This window comes from Veillonella parvula (assembly GCF_040097785.1).
Classification (GTDB): Bacteria; Bacillota; Negativicutes; order Veillonellales; family Veillonellaceae; genus Veillonella; species Veillonella parvula_D.
Genome location: NZ_JBBNNS010000001.1, coordinates 713,251 through 731,812 on the forward strand (window position 1 = coordinate 713,251; position 18,562 = coordinate 731,812).

Here is an 18,562-nt window from a genome sequence, read left to right on the forward strand (position 1 = left end):
ATATATACAAAAACAGACCGCTACAACTCCTATAAAGATATAGATATACAAAAAACCGATTTTCAAATGCGAGCAATAATGTTCAATTATTCTAACATTAGAAAACCGGTTAAATATACTTGATCTTACCCTGCTAAGGTATGTATAAATTATACCATACTATGAAATTGTATCGCTACAATAAAACTTACTAATTATACAAAGTATACCTTTTACATAGGGGCCTTTGTGGAAAGTTGTACTTTCACAAAGGCCCCAACCCAACCAAGGAGCTGCCAAAAAACAATAGCAACTTGATGGCTATAGAGCTCAAAATCAGACAATCCACTAAAAAGAACTCCGATAGCTAAAGCGCCTATACCTATCTGTGCAGCTTGTCGGAACATATCCCCTTTCAAACGAACAGATGTAATAACATGACCGACGATAACTGCTAGGAATGATAGCAAGCCAGGAATACCTGTTTCAGCCAATATATTTAAATATAAATTATGGGCATGATACATCAACACATTAGGACCTTGAATGTAATAGTTATACTCTGGATAAACTAAGTAGAATGTATTCCACCCAATACCAAAGATTGGATTTTCTCGTACGATATACATTGTGCTATCCCATAGAGCCCAGCGAAGATCTGATGACGTATCATGACCTTGGAATATAGACCAAAGTCGTGAAGCAACTTCCCCTTCATAGAAGTATAGAATTAACGGTACCACTAACAAGGATAAGAATAGTCTTCGTTCTACGAAAATAGCCCAATACAGAATCATGGCCGCAAAACTAATCCAAATACCACGCGAATAGGTTAATAACATCGTTAAAAATAGTACAACACCAATGATCAGCATTGTAACAACTTCACGAGTACGATTCTCTTTCATATAAACAAGAATATAGCTAATACATACACTTAGTACCATCAACAGATAAGCCCCTAGCAAATTAGGATTTTGCAATGTAGACGCCATTCGACGCATCAATTTAGGGAATTGTGCTGCATCTACCCATTCTTTTATATGTATATTAGGAACAAATATATACTGATAGGCCCCAATAATGCATACAAGAACGGCTGTACCTAAAAAGGCACGAAGAAAATAGTTCCACTGTTTAGGTGTTCGAATATAGGTACGAACTAAATAGTACATGCCCCCACCCGCTACAATTTGGTAGAACCAGCTCTGAATAGACCAATCCCAGTTTGGGGAGATTAACGACGATATACCAGTCCAGATAACAAAGATCATAACAGTCCAAGATAAATAACCTGTCGGCAAACTCAATGATTTACTAGAAATTAAATCATATAATGCCAAACCTATAGCCAACCAGAGAAGTACATCTCCTACCATTGGTTGAAGAGGCATCGCAATAACGACACCATAGATTAATCGTTCAATATAAAAGGTAAGTCGTTTCTGATTAGGAATGAGTGAGAGTTCCATATTCTCACCTCAATGACTCATCTCATGGAAAAACCACTGACGAGCATCCCCTAGAATATATAAAGAACCACATACAGCAATGATATCACCAGTCTTTGTATGTTTATAAGCCAATGCTAATGCAGCCTCAACAGATTCTGCAGTTTGAGCCGTCACCTTAGGTACAGTACGGCGAATCACTTCGACCAAGTTTTCAGGTACCTCTGTTCTATCTGTTGGTGCAGGTACAACGAGGACTGTGTCGCCAGATTTAACTACTTCACGAATAATAGCCTCTTGGTCTTTATCTTTAAGGATAGCCATTACCACCGTTTTCGGTGTGTCCTTAAATAGTTCATTGTACGTCATGGCAAAAGACTCAGCCCCTGCCGCATTGTGAGCACCGTCAAATATAAAGGTACGATCTAAGCCTCGTTTAACTTCAAAGCGCCCCGCCCACGTAGTGCGGGCAAATCCTTCACGTATCGTTTCTTCACTGATGTTCGTATCCTCTTTCATCAACAGGCGTACGGCCATCAATGCACAAGCGAGATTTACAGATTGGTGAATGCCAGCCATCGTCGTAAATAGCATAGCAGGTGCAGCATCGTTAGAACTAACCGTAATCATTTGACCACCCGTTACAGCGCTGCGGCTATCGATACCAAAATCTTTATTAAAAACATAAAGCTTAGCATGTTGTTTTTTAGCTACGTCCTCAATAACATTAAGAGGTGTATCTTGTGCAGCTGTCACTACAGGCACTTTAGATTTGATAATCCCCGCTTTATGGCGTGCAATTTCCTCGACAGTATCACCACAATATGCTTGATGATCTATTGTTACATTAGTAATAACAGATACTTTTGGAGTCACGATATTAGTAGAATCTAGTAAGCCACCTAAACCAACTTCTACTACAGCATAGTCGACACCTTGCTCCTTAAAGAATAAAAATGCGGCAGCTGTTAATATTTCAAATTGTGTTGGCGCTTCTATTCCATTACTAATAATAGTATCTACTGCAATCTTTACGCGACTAATTAATTTTCCAAAGGCTTCCTCTGTTATATTTCCATCATTAATTTGAATACGCTCCGTATAGGATTGAAGGTGAGGCGATGTAAATCGCCCCACCCGTAATCCACTTGTAAACAGTGCGTAGGAAATATATGAGGTAACCGAGCCCTTACCATTTGTACCTGTAACATGAACAATTTTATAATCTTCTTGTGGATTCCCTAACACATCCATAAGAGCCGTAATTCGTTCAAGGCCAGGTTTAATACCAAATGAAGATGCCTGCTCCAAATAGGCTAAGGCCTCCTGATATGTCATATAAACCTCCTATTATAAGGTTTCAAGGAACGCTTCACGTTCCAATAACGCTTGTTGTTTTTGTTTATATTCTTCTAACTTTTCTTTTTCTTTTGCTACTACAGCTTCAGGAGCTTTTGCTAAGAAGCCTTGGTTAGACAATTTACCTTCCAAACGAGAAATTTCTTTTTCCATTTGGATTTTTTCCTTTGCAATACGCTCTCTTTCTTTTTCACCGTCAATCAAGTCTTTAAGTAAGAGATATACTTCCATACCATTGACAACGGTTACAGTCGCATTTTCTGGTTTTGGATCATCGGTACCAAGAATTGTTACTTTCTCTGCCCAAGCCAATGTTACGAAGTAGTCACTATGTTCTGCTACAGTTTTAGCTAATGCTTCATCTGTTGGCGCTACGATAACCTCAGCTTTTTTACCTAAAGGCACATTCATTTCAGCACGCATGTTACGAATACCTTTGATAGCATCCATCATAACTTCCATTTGACGTGCTGCCCCTTCAAGATTATCGAATTTCAATGCTTCAGGCCATTTAGTAACAACGATGCTGTCCCCTTCGTGTGGCAAATGTTGCCAAATATGTTCAGTTACGAACGGCATGAATGGATGTAATAATTCGAGCATATGACGTAAGATTGTTACAAGTAAATATTGAACTGTACGACGATCACGTTCGTCACTTTCACTATACAAACGAGGTTTCGCTAATTCAATGTACCAATCGCAGTATGTATTCCAAATGAAGTCATATACTGAACTAGCAGCCTCGCCTAATTCGAATTTATCGAGGTTAGATGTTACATTTTGTACAGTTTCATTGTATTTTTGAACAATCCATTGGTCAGCCAATGTCAAATCATCTACTGTTGGAACGAAACTTTCATCATAATTTGTAAGGTTCATCAATACAAATTTTGATGCATTCCAAATCTTATTGGCAAAGTTACGGTTAGCCTCAACACGTTCCATATAGAAACGCATATCGTTACCAGGTGTGTTGCCAGTTACAAGAGTAAAGCGCAATGCATCAGCACCATATTGGTCGATAACTTCAAGCGGATTAATACCATTGCCCAAAGATTTACTCATTTTACGGCCCTGGCTATCGCGAACAAGACCATGAATAAATACATGTTTAAATGGAATTTCATGTTCAAACTCAAGAGCCATAAAGATCATACGAGCAACCCAGAAGAAGATGATATCGTAACCAGTTACAAGCACACTTGTTGGATACCATTGTTTAAGTTCTGGAGTTTGCTTAGGCCAACCCAGTGTGGCAAACGGCCATAAACCAGAGCTAAACCATGTATCAAGAACATCTGGATCTTGTGTAACATGACCGTGGCAATGAGGACATTCTGTAATATCTTCACGGCTAACGATAGTTTCACCACAATCATCACAATACCATGCAGGAATGCGATGGCCCCACCACAATTGACGAGAAATCGTCCAATCGCGGATATTTTCAAGCCAGTTCACATATGTTTTTGTAAAACGTTCAGGAACGAACTCTACTTCGTGGTCTTTAACAACCTTAAGAGCTGGCTCTGCCAATGGTTTCATATCTACGAACCATTGTTTAGATACCATTGGTTCGATGATTGTATTACAACGAGAGCAATGACCTACTGCATGGTCATGATCATCGATTTTTTCAAGTAGGCCTAATTCTTTAAGTTCAGCTACTACTTGTTTACGCGCTTCTTCACGAGGTAAGCCATTAAATTTGCCAGCACCTTCATTCATTGTTGCATCATTGTTCATAACAACGATGGACTCTAAATCATGGCGTTGACCCATTTCAAAGTCATTAGGGTCATGAGCAGGTGTAATTTTTACACAGCCTGTACCGAAGCTAGCATCAACATAGTCATCGGCAATTACAGGGATTTCTCGATTAACAAATGGCAAGATTAATGTTTTACCAATGAGATCTTTATAACGATCATCATCAGGATTTACTGCTACTGCTACATCACCAAACATTGTTTCTGGACGAGTTGTAGCAACAACAACGAAACGATTATCTTCACCTTTTACAGGATATTTAATATGCCATAAATGGCCATGTTCGTCTTCATGCTCAACTTCAACATCAGATAACGCAGTGGCACAACGAGGACACCAGTTGATGATGCGTTCACCGCGATAGATCAAACCTTTTTCATAAAGGCTTACAAATACTTCGCGCACTGCATGGTAGTATCCTTCATCCAAAGTAAATCGCTCACGGGTCCAATCACAGGATGCGCCAAGGCTACGGATTTGTTTTACAATAGTATCACCATATTCTTTTTTCCATTCCCACACGCGCTCTACGAATTTTTCACGGCCCAAATCATAGCGAGATTTTCCTTCTTCTTTAGCAAGCATCTCTTCTACTTTGATTTGTGTAGCAATACCAGCGTGGTCTGTACCTGGCATCCACAATACATTGTAGCCTTGCATGCGTTTGAAACGGATGAGGATGTCTTGTAATGTGTTATCAAGGGCATGCCCCATATGCAACATACCAGTTACATTAGGAGGTGGTAATACGATACTAAATGGCTCTTTATTCGTGTCTACTTCTTCGTGAAAGTATCCTTGATTTTCCCAATAAGAATACCATTTGCCTTCTATTTCACCAGGATTATATGTGGTTAAATTTTCGTAGGTTTTCATCGTTCCTCCTAAAAGACTCCTTAGCGCTTCATAATTTTAGCCAATACAAATAGGCTTGTTTCATATAGCAATATCATAGGTAATGCAATCATCGTTTGCGAGAACATATCCGGTGTAGGTGAAATGACAGCACCTATGATAAAGGATATAAGAATAAATATCTTTCGCTTCGTTTTTAAAAAGCGTGATGTAATTAAGTTGAAATATCCCAAAATAATTAAGATCAACGGCAACTCAAAGATAAATCCAAAGGGCAATACAAAGGATAATACAAAGTCCATATACTGACCAATAGAAAACATCGGCTGTAATTCATCTGTAGCAAAGCCCATAAAGAACTTCACCGCTGCAGGCAATACGAGAAAATAAGAAAATACAATACCTATCCCGAATAGACCAATTGCTACTGGTAAGATCCAGTTAGATAGCTGCTTTTCTCGCACAGTTAGTGCAGGCTTAACAAATAGCCAAATCTGATGCAATATAATGGGAGCGGCTATGACTAAGCCACCTACAACAGACACCTTCATATATGTAAAAAATGCTTCAGTAGGTCTCATATAATAGAGCTTGCCAGCCGGTTTTAGGAGTATTTCCAATAATAAGTCTACATAATAATAAGAAATACAAGTTCCCACAATAACTGCTACAGCTATTATAATCAATCGTTTTCGCAGCTCTGAAAGATGTCCTACAAGAGACAATTCCCTTGCTTCATCCATCATCTTCTGCTCTATAGCCGTATAAACTGGTTCATCTTCCACATCCTCAGGAATGTGTTGAGTTGCCACCTTATATCGTTCTTGCTCAGTCTTTTGTTCTGCTTCACGCCGTTTTTGACGAACTACACTATCAAAAGAAGGTTTTTGCATGGGATATTCGAAATCCGATTTTGGTTCGAATGGTTCCATATTATACCTTTCTATCAGCCAGATTTTCTACAGCCATCACAAGGAATTCCTTCCCTGGGAAATCACGCACTGCAGCGAGTGCCGCTAGAGCATCTTTACAATATTTATCAGCTACAGCTAATGTATTATCAATTCCACCTTGAGCAATAACATAATCAATAATGTCTTGCTCATTACCACCATTATTTAAGCCTTTAATATCTTCAAGCAATTTATCTTTATTACCATCGTTAACGATGCTTAATAACGGATACGTCAATAGTCCCTCTCGAAGATCATTCCCTACAGGCTTTCCCGTTGTTTCCGCTGTTTCACGATAATCCATAATATCGTCTGTAATTTGGAATGCCATGCCTAATGCATGACCATATTTTTTCAACTCTATGATTTCATTCGCTTGCCAATCTCCTAAGAGACCACCAAGCTCCATACAGCCTTCCATAAAGTCTGCTGTTTTCTTTTGCGTCTTTGTCATATAACGCTCTATGCCTTGATCGATGCGATATACATCTTCCATTTGCATGAACTCACCTTCTACGAGGCATGTGATAATATGAGAGAATACTTGAAGATACTTCATATTCGTCATTTCAGATACGATTTTAAATGCTTTAGCAAATAAATAATCACCACTAAGGATAGCTACTTTATTACCTTTATGCATGTGAATTGTATCCTCCCCACGGCGAATTTCAGCTTGATCTAAAACATCGTCATGGATAAGTGTTGCTAAATGAAGCATTTCAACAGCCTCAGCAATTTTAATGCGTTGACGCTCTATAGATGTACCTGCATTAGCAATCAATAGACACAATTGAGCACGCAAACGCTTACCACCTGCTGCTGATAACGGTCGAATCAGTGCATTGAAGTCCTCTGCACCGGTATTAAAAGATGATGCAAGAGACTCTTCGACACGCTCTAAATCTAGAGCAATGCGTTCCATAATCTCTAATTCGTTCGTTTGACTCATGCTTCATCTCCTACCAAAATTTTATTGATTCGTTGTTGTAAAAGCTCACGTCCAGTATGCTTTAAAGAGCTGTACAAAATCGGCGGGGTAGCCGTTGGATATAGCTCTTTAATAATAGACAAGTTTGCAGACTTTTCTTTAGCCGTCAATTTATCGGCCTTGGTCACTACAATTTGTAACGGAACACCGGCTTCGACGAGCCAATCAAAGGCCACCTTATCAATGGCCATTTCAGGATGGCGACCATCGATAAGTAAACACAACAACATCAATCGTTCAGAATGTAAAATATAATCGGCAATAAAGGAAGACCACAGATTGCGGTTTCCTTTATTTGTCTTTGCAAAACCATAACCAGGAAGGTCAACGAGAAACCAGTTATATCTGCGTTCCTCGGTTTCAGAAATATCCTCTTTTGATTCAATATCAAAGTAGTTTATCGTCTTAGTCTTACCTGGCTGACCACTAACGAGGGCTAACCCACGATAGTTACATAAAGAATTAATCAACGAAGACTTGCCCACATTAGAGCGTCCAAGGAAGGCGATTTCTACGGTATCCCCTTCAGGATATTGATCCGCCTTCACACAGGAAGTATTATATTTTGCAGCTATAATACGAGGCCCCTTTGGTTCTTTTCGTGTATATTGTGGTTTTGGGCCCATTGGTTTAGTGGATTTTTTCTTCTTTTGCATTACACAAGTGCCTTTGCTAATACTTCATCCATTGTCTTAACTGGCGTAATGATGAGGCCTTCTTTCACAATGTCAGGTAATTCTGCAATATCCTTTTCATTGCCTTTTGGAATCAACACCTCTTTAATACCATGAGACAAGGCTGCTAATAATTTTTCTTTTAAGCCGCCTATTGGTAATACGCGGCCACGCAATGTGATTTCACCAGTCATGGCAATATCAGAACGAACCTTGCGGTTAGTCAAAATAGATACCATAGCTAATGTCATTGTAATACCTGCTGAAGGACCATCTTTAGGGGTTGCCCCTTCTGGCAAGTGAACGTGAATATCAAGCTTTTTATAAAAATCTTCTTCAATCTTTAAAGCTTTTGCATTATGGCGAATATAACTCATAGCCGCTTGACCAGACTCTTGCATAACCTTGCCGAGACTACCAGTTAAAGCCAATTTACCGGTACCATTCATAGTTGTAGCTTCACATGGTAATACTACACCACCAACAGATGTCCAAGCTAATCCATTTACATAGCCAACTTGTGCTTTCTTTTCTCGCTCTTGGTCAACAAAGATTGGTGCGCCTAAGAATTCGTGAAGATTCTTAGTAGTGACTTTTGGTGCGTCTCCGCCTTCTTCAACTACTTTGAAAGCAATCTTACGGCAAATCTTAGCAATTGTTTTCTCTAAAGTACGAACACCTGCTTCGCGAGTATATTCGGAAATTACCTTTCTTAACACAGCATCAGATAATTTAACCTTGTAATCTTCAAGGCCATTTTTCTTAATTTGCTTAGGTGTTAAGTAACGCTTAGCAATTTCTAGTTTTTCTTCTTCCATATAGCTGGACAACTCAATAATTTCCATACGATCTAACAATGGACCAGGAATATTAGATGCTACATTAGCCGTAGTAATCCAGAAAACTTCAGAGAAGTCGAACGGTACTTCGATAAAGTGATCACTAAATGTGCTATTTTGTTCTGGATCCAATACTTCTAATAACGCTGAAGATGGATCACCTTTATAATCAGATGCTAATTTATCAATTTCATCCAATAAAAATACAGGATTCTTAGTACCTACATTTTTTAACCCCTGAATCATACGACCAGGTAAAGCACCAATATAAGTACGTCGATGTCCACGAATTTCAGCTTCATCACGAACACCACCTAAGGATGCACGGATAAACTTACGATTCATTGCTTTAGCAATAGAGGTAGCCAAAGAGGTTTTACCAACGCCTGGTGGGCCTACTAAACAAAGAATAGAGCCACTATTTTTACCGGTTAATTTACGAACCGCTAAAAATTCTAAAATGCGTTTCTTAACCTTTTCAAGGCCATAATGATCGGCCTCGAGCATAGCATGAGCGCCCTTAATATCCAAACGGTCTTCCGTTAATTCGTTCCACGGTAATGCCAATACCCAATCTAGGTAATTGCGCAAAATTGTTGCTTCCGGCATCAATTGAGGCATGCGGCTGTAACGAGAAATTTCTTTATCAATACGCGTATGTACGTCTTCACTTAGGTTAAGTGCTTTTAACTTAACTCGTAGTTCTTCTGCCTCCTCCTCAGGATCTCCTTTATCACCCAACTCATCGTGGATAACGCGGATTTTTTCGCGCAAGAAATATTCCTTCTGCGCTTTTTCCATAGATTGACGCACTTGATTATTGATGGAATTTTCCAAATCAGAGATTTGTAATTCCATATTTAAAATGCCTACAATCATGTTAAGACGACGAGCCACAGATAATTCTTCAAGTAACTCTTGACGTTTCAAATTATTAATAGGCAATAGAAATGCAACTTGGTCAGCTAATTCACAAGGATTGCGTAATTCCATAACGCGCGTTACACCTTCATCAGTAACTGATTTAGCTTCTTCTGCCCATTCGCCAAATTTAGCTTGAACCAAACGACGATAAGCTTCAAGCTCTACATCGTCTTCAAATTCAGACGCCACTCGTTCATAGTCTCCTATATAATAAGGGTCTATGCTAGTAATATTCATAAGACGAATACGAGTGATACCCTCTACAAGAACACGTACTATACCACCTGGTAAGCGCAACATTTGTTTAATTTTTACTAATGTACCCATTTGGGCTAAATCATGAACTGTTGGTGCATCTACAGCATCATCTTTTTGAGTTACGACGGCTAAAATGCGGTCCTCATTCATTGCGGCTTCCACCGCCTTAATGGATTTGTCTCGACCGATATCGAGGTGAATCACGATATTCGGGTATACTACCATGCCTCTGAGAGGTACGGTAGGGATCCCAATTTCGAGTAAATTCATACTTCCTCCAGGTATATATATTATGAAAAGAAACTCATTCCTACACAGAAATGAGTTTCTTCGAATTACGATTTCAACTGGATGTCTTGGTCTGCCTCATTTTTGAGTATAGGTTCACCTGTGCTTAATACGGATTCACGATTCACAATGCACTTAGTTACTTCCGGCATGGAAGGAACCTCAAACATTACGCGTTTCATCACCTTTTCAATGATAGCACGCAAACCACGAGCACCTGTTTTTCGCTGTAATGCTTCATCAGCGATTTCTTCTAATGCATCTTCAGTGAAAGTTAACTCTACACCATCAAGGGATAGAATTTTTTCATATTGTTTTGTTAATGCATTTTTAGGCTTTGTCAAAATTTGAATTAATGCATCTCTGTCTAATTGATCTAATGTCACCATTACAGGCAAACGTCCAATAAACTCAGGGATCAAACCAAATTTTAATAAATCTTCAGGTACAACATCTTTTAAGATAGCCGATACATTACGTTCTTCTTTACGCTGTACATCTGCACCAAAACCAAGTGTTTTCTTAGCGGTACGCTTGGTAATAACCTTGTCCATACCATCAAATGCTCCACCACAAATAAAGAGAATATTCGTAGTGTCGATTTGAAGCATTTCTTGATTAGGATGCTTTCTACCACCTTGAGGAGGAACAGAAGCAACGGTACCTTCTAAGATTTTAAGCAATGCTTGTTGTACACCTTCACCAGACACATCACGTGTAATAGAAGGATTTTCAGACTTACGAGCAATTTTATCGATTTCATCGATATAGATAATGCCCCGTTCAGCCCGAGCTATATCATAATCTGCAGCTTGAATAATTTTGAGTAAGATGTTTTCTACATCTTCCCCCACATACCCAGCTTCAGTTAAGCTTGTAGCATCTGCAATAGCAAATGGTACTTCTAGCATTTTCGCTAAGGTTTGAGCCAATAGTGTTTTACCACTACCAGTAGGACCAATGAACAATACATTAGCCTTTTGTAATTCTACATCATCTACTACATTATCTGTTTGTAAGCGTTTGTAGTGATTATATACAGCCACAGCTAAAGAGATTTTAGCATCATCTTGACCAATGACATATTCGTCAAGATGAGCTTTAATTTCTCTAGGCGTTGGCAATTCTTTTAAATTGAAGTCGTCCGTCTCAACCGCACCCAACTCATCTGCAATGATGCGTTCACAAACTTCAACGCATTCGTCACAAATATACACGTTAGGACCCGCCACTAATTTGCGGACTTCTTCGCTTGTGCGTCCACAAAAACTGCAGCGCATAGTATCTTTATCTTTTGCCAAGGGGCGCCTCCATTACTTGCTTTCTACAGGTTCTCTTGTGAGTACCTCATCGATTAAGCCGTATTCAACAGCATCCTGAGCACTCATGAAGTTATCGCGATCTGTATCGCGAGCTACTACTTCAATATCTTGTCCACTGCGAGAAGCTAAGATACCATTTAACTCTTCACGCATGCGAAGAATCTCACGGGCATGGATTTCAATTTCAGATGCTTGCCCTTGCACACCACCTAATGGTTGGTGAATCATGATGCGCGCATGAGGCAACGCATAGCGTTTACCTTTAGTGCCAGCTGTTAAAAGCACAGCACCCATGCTCGCTGCAGAGCCTACACAAATAGTAGACACATCTGGTTTAATATATTGCATCGTATCATAAATAGCCATGCCGGCAGTTACAACACCGCCAGGGCTATTTATGTACAAATGGATATCCTTATCAGGATCCTCTGCTTCCAGGAATAACATTTGCGCAATAACCGCATTTGCCACACTATCATCGATGGGACCCCCAAGGAAAATAATGCGATCCTTTAACAAGCGAGAGTAAATATCATAGGAACGCTCTCCGCGTTCACCTTGTTCAACTACAATTGGTACATACATATAATCACCTTTTCATGTACCTAGTTGAGCAAACTATTATTCTGCCGCTTCAGCGCCTTTTGCATTATCAATAATGAATCGAGCTGCTTTTTTGCGAGCTACAGAGCCTGCCAACATAGCTACACGACCTTCTTTTGCAATAATATCCCAAACTTCTTTAGGATCTGCCCCAAAGTTTTGAGCCATAATGAAGATTTCACGGTTCATATCATCTGGAGTTACTTCGATACCTTCAGCAGTTGCAATAGCATCCAATACTAAATCAGCGCGTACGTTTTCAGCTGCGGAATCTTTGTATTCAGAGCGTAAATCTTCGATAGTTTTATTGGAGAATTTCAAGTAGTCATCAAGTTTCAAGCCACGGCCTTCCATATTCATAGCCAATTCTTGAATCATTTGTTCTACGCGATCTTTAATCATTACTTCTGGGATTTCTACAGTTGCATTTTTAACAGCTGTTTGAATCAAGTCAGCATTGTAAGTATCGATTGCACGACGGGAAGCTTCTTCTTCCATTTTAGTGCGAAGATCTTTTTTCAATTCTTCAATAGTTTCGTAAGAGCTTGCTTCTTTTGCGAATTCATCATTTAATTCAGGCAATTCTTTACGTTTAATATCATGGATATGAGTTTTGAATTCTGCTTCTTTACCAGCAAGTTCTGCTACGAAGTAGTCTTCAGGGAATGTTACTTTTACAGTTACATCATCACCAGCTTTAGCGCCAATCAATTGATCTTCGAAGCCAGGAATGAAGCTACCAGAACCGATTTGTAATGGGTAGGATTTACCTTCACCACCATCAAATGGTTTACCATCAACGGAACCAGCAAAGTCGATTACTGCGAAGTCATCTTTTTGAATTGTAGCGCCTTCTTCAGCAACAACCATTTTTGCTTGTTGTTCACGAATATTGTTCAACTGTTCTTCGATTTGTTCATCAGATACTGTAGCATCTTGTTTTTCTGCTTCTAAGCCTTTGTAATCGCCAAGTTTAACTTCAGGGCGTTTAGTTACAGTAGCTTTGAAAATCAAATCTTTGCCTTCTTCGAATTGTTCCCGTTCGATTTCAGGTTCAGATACAGGCACGATATCATTTTCACGAAGTGCAGCACTATAGTTTTGGCTAGCCAATACTTCAAACGCTTCTTCCAAGATAGCTTCTTTACCGAAGTTCATTTCCAAAATACGGCGAGGCGCATGTCCTTTGCGGAAGCCAGGGATGTTCACTTGACCTGCAATGCGTTTTACAGCTTGTTTAATGCCCTTATCTACTTCTGCTGCAGGTACTTCAATAGTTAACGTTACTACGTGTTGATCAACAGGATTTACAGTTGCTTTCATTTAAAATATGTCCTCCTCGAAGGGCAATATGCCCAAATTTCTGTAGTATATTATGCACTCCTAATAATAACATAAATGCAAGGTCAATGCAATTCTTCTCAATATACACTAAAAGACCACCCCAAAACGGGTGGTCTTTACATATTTTACATAATTATGCTAATTAGTTATCTTTAGCAATCAATTTGATAATGTCCCGACGAGACAAAATCCCGATCAAACGATACTCTTTATCTACAACTGGCACATTTTTCAAATGTTGATCAAGCATAACAGATACAATTTCTTCTACATCTTTATCCGGTGTGGTTGTAATTACTTCATCAGTCATCAACTCATGAACGTGAGATGCCAATAATTTTTTGAATTGAGCATTGTATTCGCCGATGCCATTATAATAGATGCTAGCGCCTAATACATTAACATAATGAGGCACATGAGGACGTACTTTTTTATAAAGTAAATCACCTTCAGAGATAATACCTAACAACTTATTATCATCATCCACTACGGACACAGCTGTTAAATTATATTTAACCAATAAATCAGCTACATCAGAAATCGGCGCATCTTTGCCAACAGTAACAGGGTATTTATTCATTACTTCTTGGATTTTCATAGTGAATTCCTCCTTACAAATACATCTTGCTTTATTATACTATTCGCCACAGTATAATAAAACTCCTTTTTTCTGAAAGTATTATACAAATAATTTTTAAGTCTACGTCTTCTACCAATGATAAGGTTCATTACGATTGATTTTTGATGCTCGATAAATTTGTTCTACAAGTAGCAATCGAACCATTTGATGAGTAAAAGTCATAGGGCTAAAAGATAATTTATAATTTACAGCCTGACGTAATGTATCACTCACCCCAAAGGCACCACCAATAATGAAAGCCATATCGCTAACACCATCCACCTCAAGCTTAGATACCGTCTTAGCGAGTTCTTCAGAGGGCATTGGTTTGCCATACACGTCAAGTAATACAGTATACGCATTTTTAGGGACCGCTTTTAATAAACGGTCTCCTTCTTCTGCAACGACTTGTTTGCGATCCGCATCACTCGGCTTATCTCCAATTTTACTTTCATTCAGCTCTGTAATTGTAATGCCACCATAGGGGCGCATACGTTTCACAAACTCTGCTACGCCCTCACGTAAATAAGCATCCTTCAATTTGCCGATACAGACTACATAAAATCTCATTTTTACCTCTCCACAGATTGGATGGACACAATTTCATTAGGCTGACCATGTTGTAACTTCATTTCAGGTCCAATACGAACACCACCATCAACAAGCATTTTGCCAATGGTTTGGGTAACGAGGACAGCGTTATTATTATTTTCAGAACGATGGGCCAATATAACTTGCATAAAATCAGGACGTTTCATCATGAGTAGTGCTTGCGCAGCCATTTCATTACTCAAATGACCTTCATCACTAGCCACCCTTTGTTTCAAAAACGGCTGATATGGTCCGAATCGCAACATATGAGGATCATAATTCGCCTCTAGCACTAACAGAGTCGTATCATCAATTCTACGTAAAATATTATCTGAAATCACGCCTGTATCAGTGACAATAGTTGCCTTATTGTTCCCAGCAAACACATTTATACCAATTGGATCAGCCGCATCATGACTTACCGAAAAAGGTTCCACAATTAGACTCCCCAACGTTAAACTGCCCTTTGTAAGCTCGATTAATCGATTCTTTGGTACGATTAACTTATCTTGGATTTCACGCCAGGTGCCTTGCTTCGTATACACAGGAATATCAAATCGTTTTAGTAATTGTTGTAGTCCCGCAATGTGATCACTATGTTCATGACTGACAAATATACCCTCTACCTGTGCCATATCAATATGTAATTCTTTTAACCCATTGACAATGCGCCGACAACTGATGCCTACATCATGCAATATTACGGAGTTCCCTTTTTTTATCACTGTACAATTGCCCTTACTACCACTGGCAAGGACATGGACCTCCAACGGTGAGGATTCACTCATCAAAACACTCCATATACTTAATCATAAATCTATTATTTCTGTAAAAGTCAATAGCTTATTTATTTAGTTAAATATTGTATTAACTCATTTAAATTCAAGCTATTATTACGTTCTTTCAGATAATTTAGTCAGACGCTCTACAAAATACGACATATTAGCCTCAATATCTGGCCCTCTGCGGAACATATCGCCTCCAACAAGGAACATCGTATCATTTCCGTACAGCTCAACAAGTTCATTAAGACGAGCATCTGTAACGCCACCACCTGGTGCAGGGCAAGCCGCTTTCATCAAGCCCATTGGTCGTTTAATGTAAGAGGAAATTCTCTCGCATTGCTTCTCTGTAAAAGTAAAGCGTCCACCATAAGATACGAAGATTGGCATATCAGCCCCAAAAATACGAGGTAATAAACCTAGTTGTAAGTAATCGGCTACACCAGATACACCGGGGCTCACAAATCCACCAGAATAAGCGGGATGATGAATAATAGGCAATCGTAATTTTTCATCAGTAGCTAATTTGTGTAACCAACCGAAACCAACGAGACCTGAAGCCACCATGAGAGCTGTAGCACCAGCCTCTTTGGCAAAATAAGCGCGTTCCAATACGTCTGTGCCATCACCAGATACATTTGCTGCATATAATGTATGTGTCCCATGTGTAGTGTTCATTTCCTGTACCATAGAAGCACATCGTTTTACACGATCTTTATATTGAGAGAAGGACTGATTAGAAATACCATGATCATCCTTTATGACATCTGCCCCACCACGTGTATAGGCTCCACACATGCGAGCCAATTCCCCGTTTGGTGTTCCCATCGGCTTTACAACGGCTTGAATCATTGAACGCGTCGGGGTTTCCACTAAACGACGAATTCCTTGCAAGCCAAATCGTGGTCCCTTAAACACATCGTAAAGTGTTGGACATAGTTCAATATCTACTACCCAAATATGTGGCTGTAACGAAGAATTACCAAAGACAACATTTAAAAATTGTGTAGCCTCTAAGGCCGTGGTATCTACGTGATATGAAATACGAGCCAAATAGTAACGAGAGGTGTCAATTACAGCATTTGGCATCACACCTACATTGATATAAGGAGAGTCTTCTACTATAGGTTCAAGAGATTCTAGTCGACCAGTAATAGTTTCTTTAATGTATGGATCCGTTACAAACTCATAAGGAAATTCTATGGTTTGCTCCACTTGAACAGCCCAAGCAATTGATTTTGCTTCTTCATATGTACTCGCTTCTATTCTATATATAACTATAAATCGCTCGTCTTTCATAATGCGTCTCCTTTACAATAATATTATTTAATTATATACCAAAGTAGTATACGATTCCATAAAAAAAGACCTCACTCCAAATCAGAGTGAGATCTTTTTAACAAACGAAAACATATATATTGATGTTTTACCTATACTAACAAGGTTTCTACTGTGAGAGACAATACATATAATCGCATGAGAGTAAACTCGTCTAACTATATCTTATTGGTAGAAATGTTTAGGATAACCTTTGAATCGTGTAAAGTGACGATATTTACGAGTCGCACGATTAGGTTCGTTAACAGTTTTATAACCAAAACCATTAAACATTACATTTAAAATAACAGCGACTATACTACCAGCTGTGATACCAGACTTCAAAAGAATTTGAGCCCATGCTGGAAAGTGTGTATAGAATTGAGGTGCTGCAAGAGGAATCATGGATACCCCAATACTAATGGCAACTAGCATCAGGTTATAGTTACCATCGAAACTAACTTTACCAAGAGAACGAATCCCACTGGCGATAATCATGCCGAACATAGCTATCCCGGCACCGCCTAATACAGCATTTGGAATACAAGCTACGATAGCGGCTAATTTAGGGAAAAGGCCTAATAAAATTAAAATTACACCAGATGCTGCTACAACGAAACGACTCTTAACACGTGTTACAGCAATAAGACCTACGTTTTGAGCAAATGCTGTATACGGAAAACTATTAAGGATACCACCAATAATAGTGGATAAGCCATCCGCACGAAGTACCGCAGCCAACTCTTTTTGACCAATAGGTTTATCTACGATTTCTCCAACTGCAATACTATCACCAGTTGTTTCTACCATAACTACGAGCATTACAATAATCATAGATACAATAGAAGCAAAGTCAAAGGTTGGAAGGCCAAAATAGAATGGTGTCACAACAGAAATCCATTGAGAACGCCCTACTTCTGAAAAATCTGTAATACCAACAATCATAGCTAAGGCTGTACCGAGAATAAGCCCAACTAAGATTGCCAAATTACCAAGGAAACCTTTACCAAATCGATAAGTTAATACAACGAGAACAAATGTAGCTACACCAAGAGCTATGTATAGTGGATCGCCAAAGTTTTTATTGCCTACGCCCCCCCCCATCCAGTTAACAGCTACTGGCATCAAGTTGATACCAATAATAGTAATGATAGTACCTGTTACTACAGGTGGGAATAGCCGAATCAAACGACTGAAAAATGGTGCCACAAGGAATGTAAAGAGACCAGCTACGATAATCGCACCGTAAATGGTAGTAATATCATGCTGCTGACCAATCAGAATCATTGGACCTACAGAAGCAAATGTTACACCTTGAATAAGAGGAATGCGACCACCGACAGGTCCGAACCCTAATGTTTGAATCAATGTAGCTACACCACATGTAAATAAGTCAGCTGTAATCAAACGAATTAAATCTTCAATTGGCAAATGCATAGCTTGTGCAATAATAATTGGTACAGCTACTGCCCCAGCATACATAGCCAGAACGTGCTGTAAACCATAAGCGAATAACTGCGGGATTGGCAGCATACCATCTACATGGTCGACACCAGATGCACCTTTACTCATAAGAATCACCTCATATCTTACGTTTTAGTTACTAGTTAAACAATATAGTCATACTATCGTACATGATA

Annotated in this window: 15 protein-coding genes; all 15 read right to left on the reverse strand. The window is 39.1% G+C overall.

Annotated elements, in window-relative coordinates:
* Positions 1-212: 212 nt before the first annotated feature.
* The 15 genes from AAA071_RS03385 to AAA071_RS03455 all read right to left on the reverse strand — a co-directional run bounded on the left by AAA071_RS03385 (position 213) and on the right by AAA071_RS03455 (position 18,494).
* Positions 213-1,451, reverse strand: coding sequence for an O-antigen ligase family protein (locus AAA071_RS03385; protein WP_349234029.1), 1,239 nt, complete (start codon positions 1,449-1,451; stop codon positions 213-215).
* Positions 1,452-1,460: 9 nt separating this feature from the next.
* Positions 1,461-2,768, reverse strand: a complete 1,308-nt coding sequence (locus tag AAA071_RS03390) for a bifunctional folylpolyglutamate synthase/dihydrofolate synthase (protein ID WP_349234030.1) — start codon at positions 2,766-2,768, stop codon at positions 1,461-1,463.
* 12 nt (positions 2,769-2,780) lie between these two features.
* Positions 2,781-5,438 (reverse strand): valine--tRNA ligase, encoded by a 2,658-nt coding sequence (locus AAA071_RS03395; protein ID WP_004698608.1) that lies wholly within the window; start codon positions 5,436-5,438, stop codon positions 2,781-2,783.
* Positions 5,439-5,458: 20 nt separating this feature from the next.
* Entirely contained in the window at positions 5,459-6,349 is an 891-nt protein-coding gene (tatC, locus tag AAA071_RS03400) for a twin-arginine translocase subunit TatC (RefSeq protein WP_278451722.1), read from the reverse strand.
* 1 nt (position 6,350) lies between these two features.
* Positions 6,351-7,322, reverse strand: coding sequence for a polyprenyl synthetase family protein (locus AAA071_RS03405; protein ID WP_278451723.1), 972 nt, complete (start codon positions 7,320-7,322; stop codon positions 6,351-6,353).
* A complete protein-coding gene (gene yihA / locus AAA071_RS03410; RefSeq protein ID WP_024062006.1) occupies positions 7,319-8,017 on the reverse strand; it encodes a ribosome biogenesis GTP-binding protein YihA/YsxC in 699 nt (232 codons plus the stop codon). Before yihA ends, AAA071_RS03405 begins: the two co-directional genes overlap by 4 nt.
* On the reverse strand, positions 8,017-10,326 hold the full coding sequence (gene lon / locus AAA071_RS03415; protein WP_024062007.1) for an endopeptidase La: 2,310 nt from the start codon (positions 10,324-10,326) through the stop codon (positions 8,017-8,019). The genes yihA and lon overlap by 1 nt, the downstream gene beginning before the upstream one ends.
* A 65-nt stretch (positions 10,327-10,391) precedes the next feature.
* On the reverse strand, positions 10,392-11,645 hold the full coding sequence (clpX, locus tag AAA071_RS03420) for an ATP-dependent protease ATP-binding subunit ClpX (protein ID WP_008601448.1): 1,254 nt from the start codon (positions 11,643-11,645) through the stop codon (positions 10,392-10,394).
* Between the two features lie 12 nt (positions 11,646-11,657).
* Positions 11,658-12,251 carry an ATP-dependent Clp endopeptidase proteolytic subunit ClpP gene (gene clpP, locus AAA071_RS03425; protein ID WP_298714936.1) on the reverse strand — a complete coding sequence of 198 codons (594 nt, stop codon included), beginning with the start codon at positions 12,249-12,251 and terminating at the stop codon, positions 11,658-11,660.
* A gap of 36 nt (positions 12,252-12,287) precedes the next feature.
* Complete coding sequence (tig, locus tag AAA071_RS03430) at positions 12,288-13,592, reverse strand: trigger factor (protein WP_004698674.1); 1,305 nt, start codon at positions 13,590-13,592, stop codon at positions 12,288-12,290.
* A 163-nt stretch (positions 13,593-13,755) separates the two neighbouring features.
* The gene (locus AAA071_RS03435; RefSeq protein WP_004696521.1) at positions 13,756-14,211 is read right to left on the reverse strand and encodes a CBS domain-containing protein; all 456 of its coding nucleotides are present in this window, start codon (positions 14,209-14,211) and stop codon (positions 13,756-13,758) included.
* A gap of 111 nt (positions 14,212-14,322) precedes the next feature.
* Complete coding sequence (gene rlmH / locus AAA071_RS03440) at positions 14,323-14,802, reverse strand: 23S rRNA (pseudouridine(1915)-N(3))-methyltransferase RlmH (protein WP_349234031.1); 480 nt, start codon at positions 14,800-14,802, stop codon at positions 14,323-14,325.
* A 2-nt stretch (positions 14,803-14,804) separates the two neighbouring features.
* Positions 14,805-15,611 carry an MBL fold metallo-hydrolase gene (locus AAA071_RS03445; protein WP_012864614.1) on the reverse strand — a complete coding sequence of 269 codons (807 nt, stop codon included), beginning with the start codon at positions 15,609-15,611 and terminating at the stop codon, positions 14,805-14,807.
* Positions 15,612-15,716: 105 nt separating this feature from the next.
* Positions 15,717-16,904: a RuBisCO large subunit C-terminal-like domain-containing protein gene (locus tag AAA071_RS03450; RefSeq protein ID WP_349234032.1), complete on the reverse strand. Its 1,188-nt coding sequence runs from the start codon at positions 16,902-16,904 to the stop codon at positions 15,717-15,719.
* Positions 16,905-17,108: 204 nt separating this feature from the next.
* Positions 17,109-18,494, reverse strand: a complete 1,386-nt coding sequence (locus tag AAA071_RS03455) for a nucleobase:cation symporter-2 family protein (protein WP_004696527.1) — start codon at positions 18,492-18,494, stop codon at positions 17,109-17,111.
* Positions 18,495-18,562: the final 68 nt, after the last annotated feature.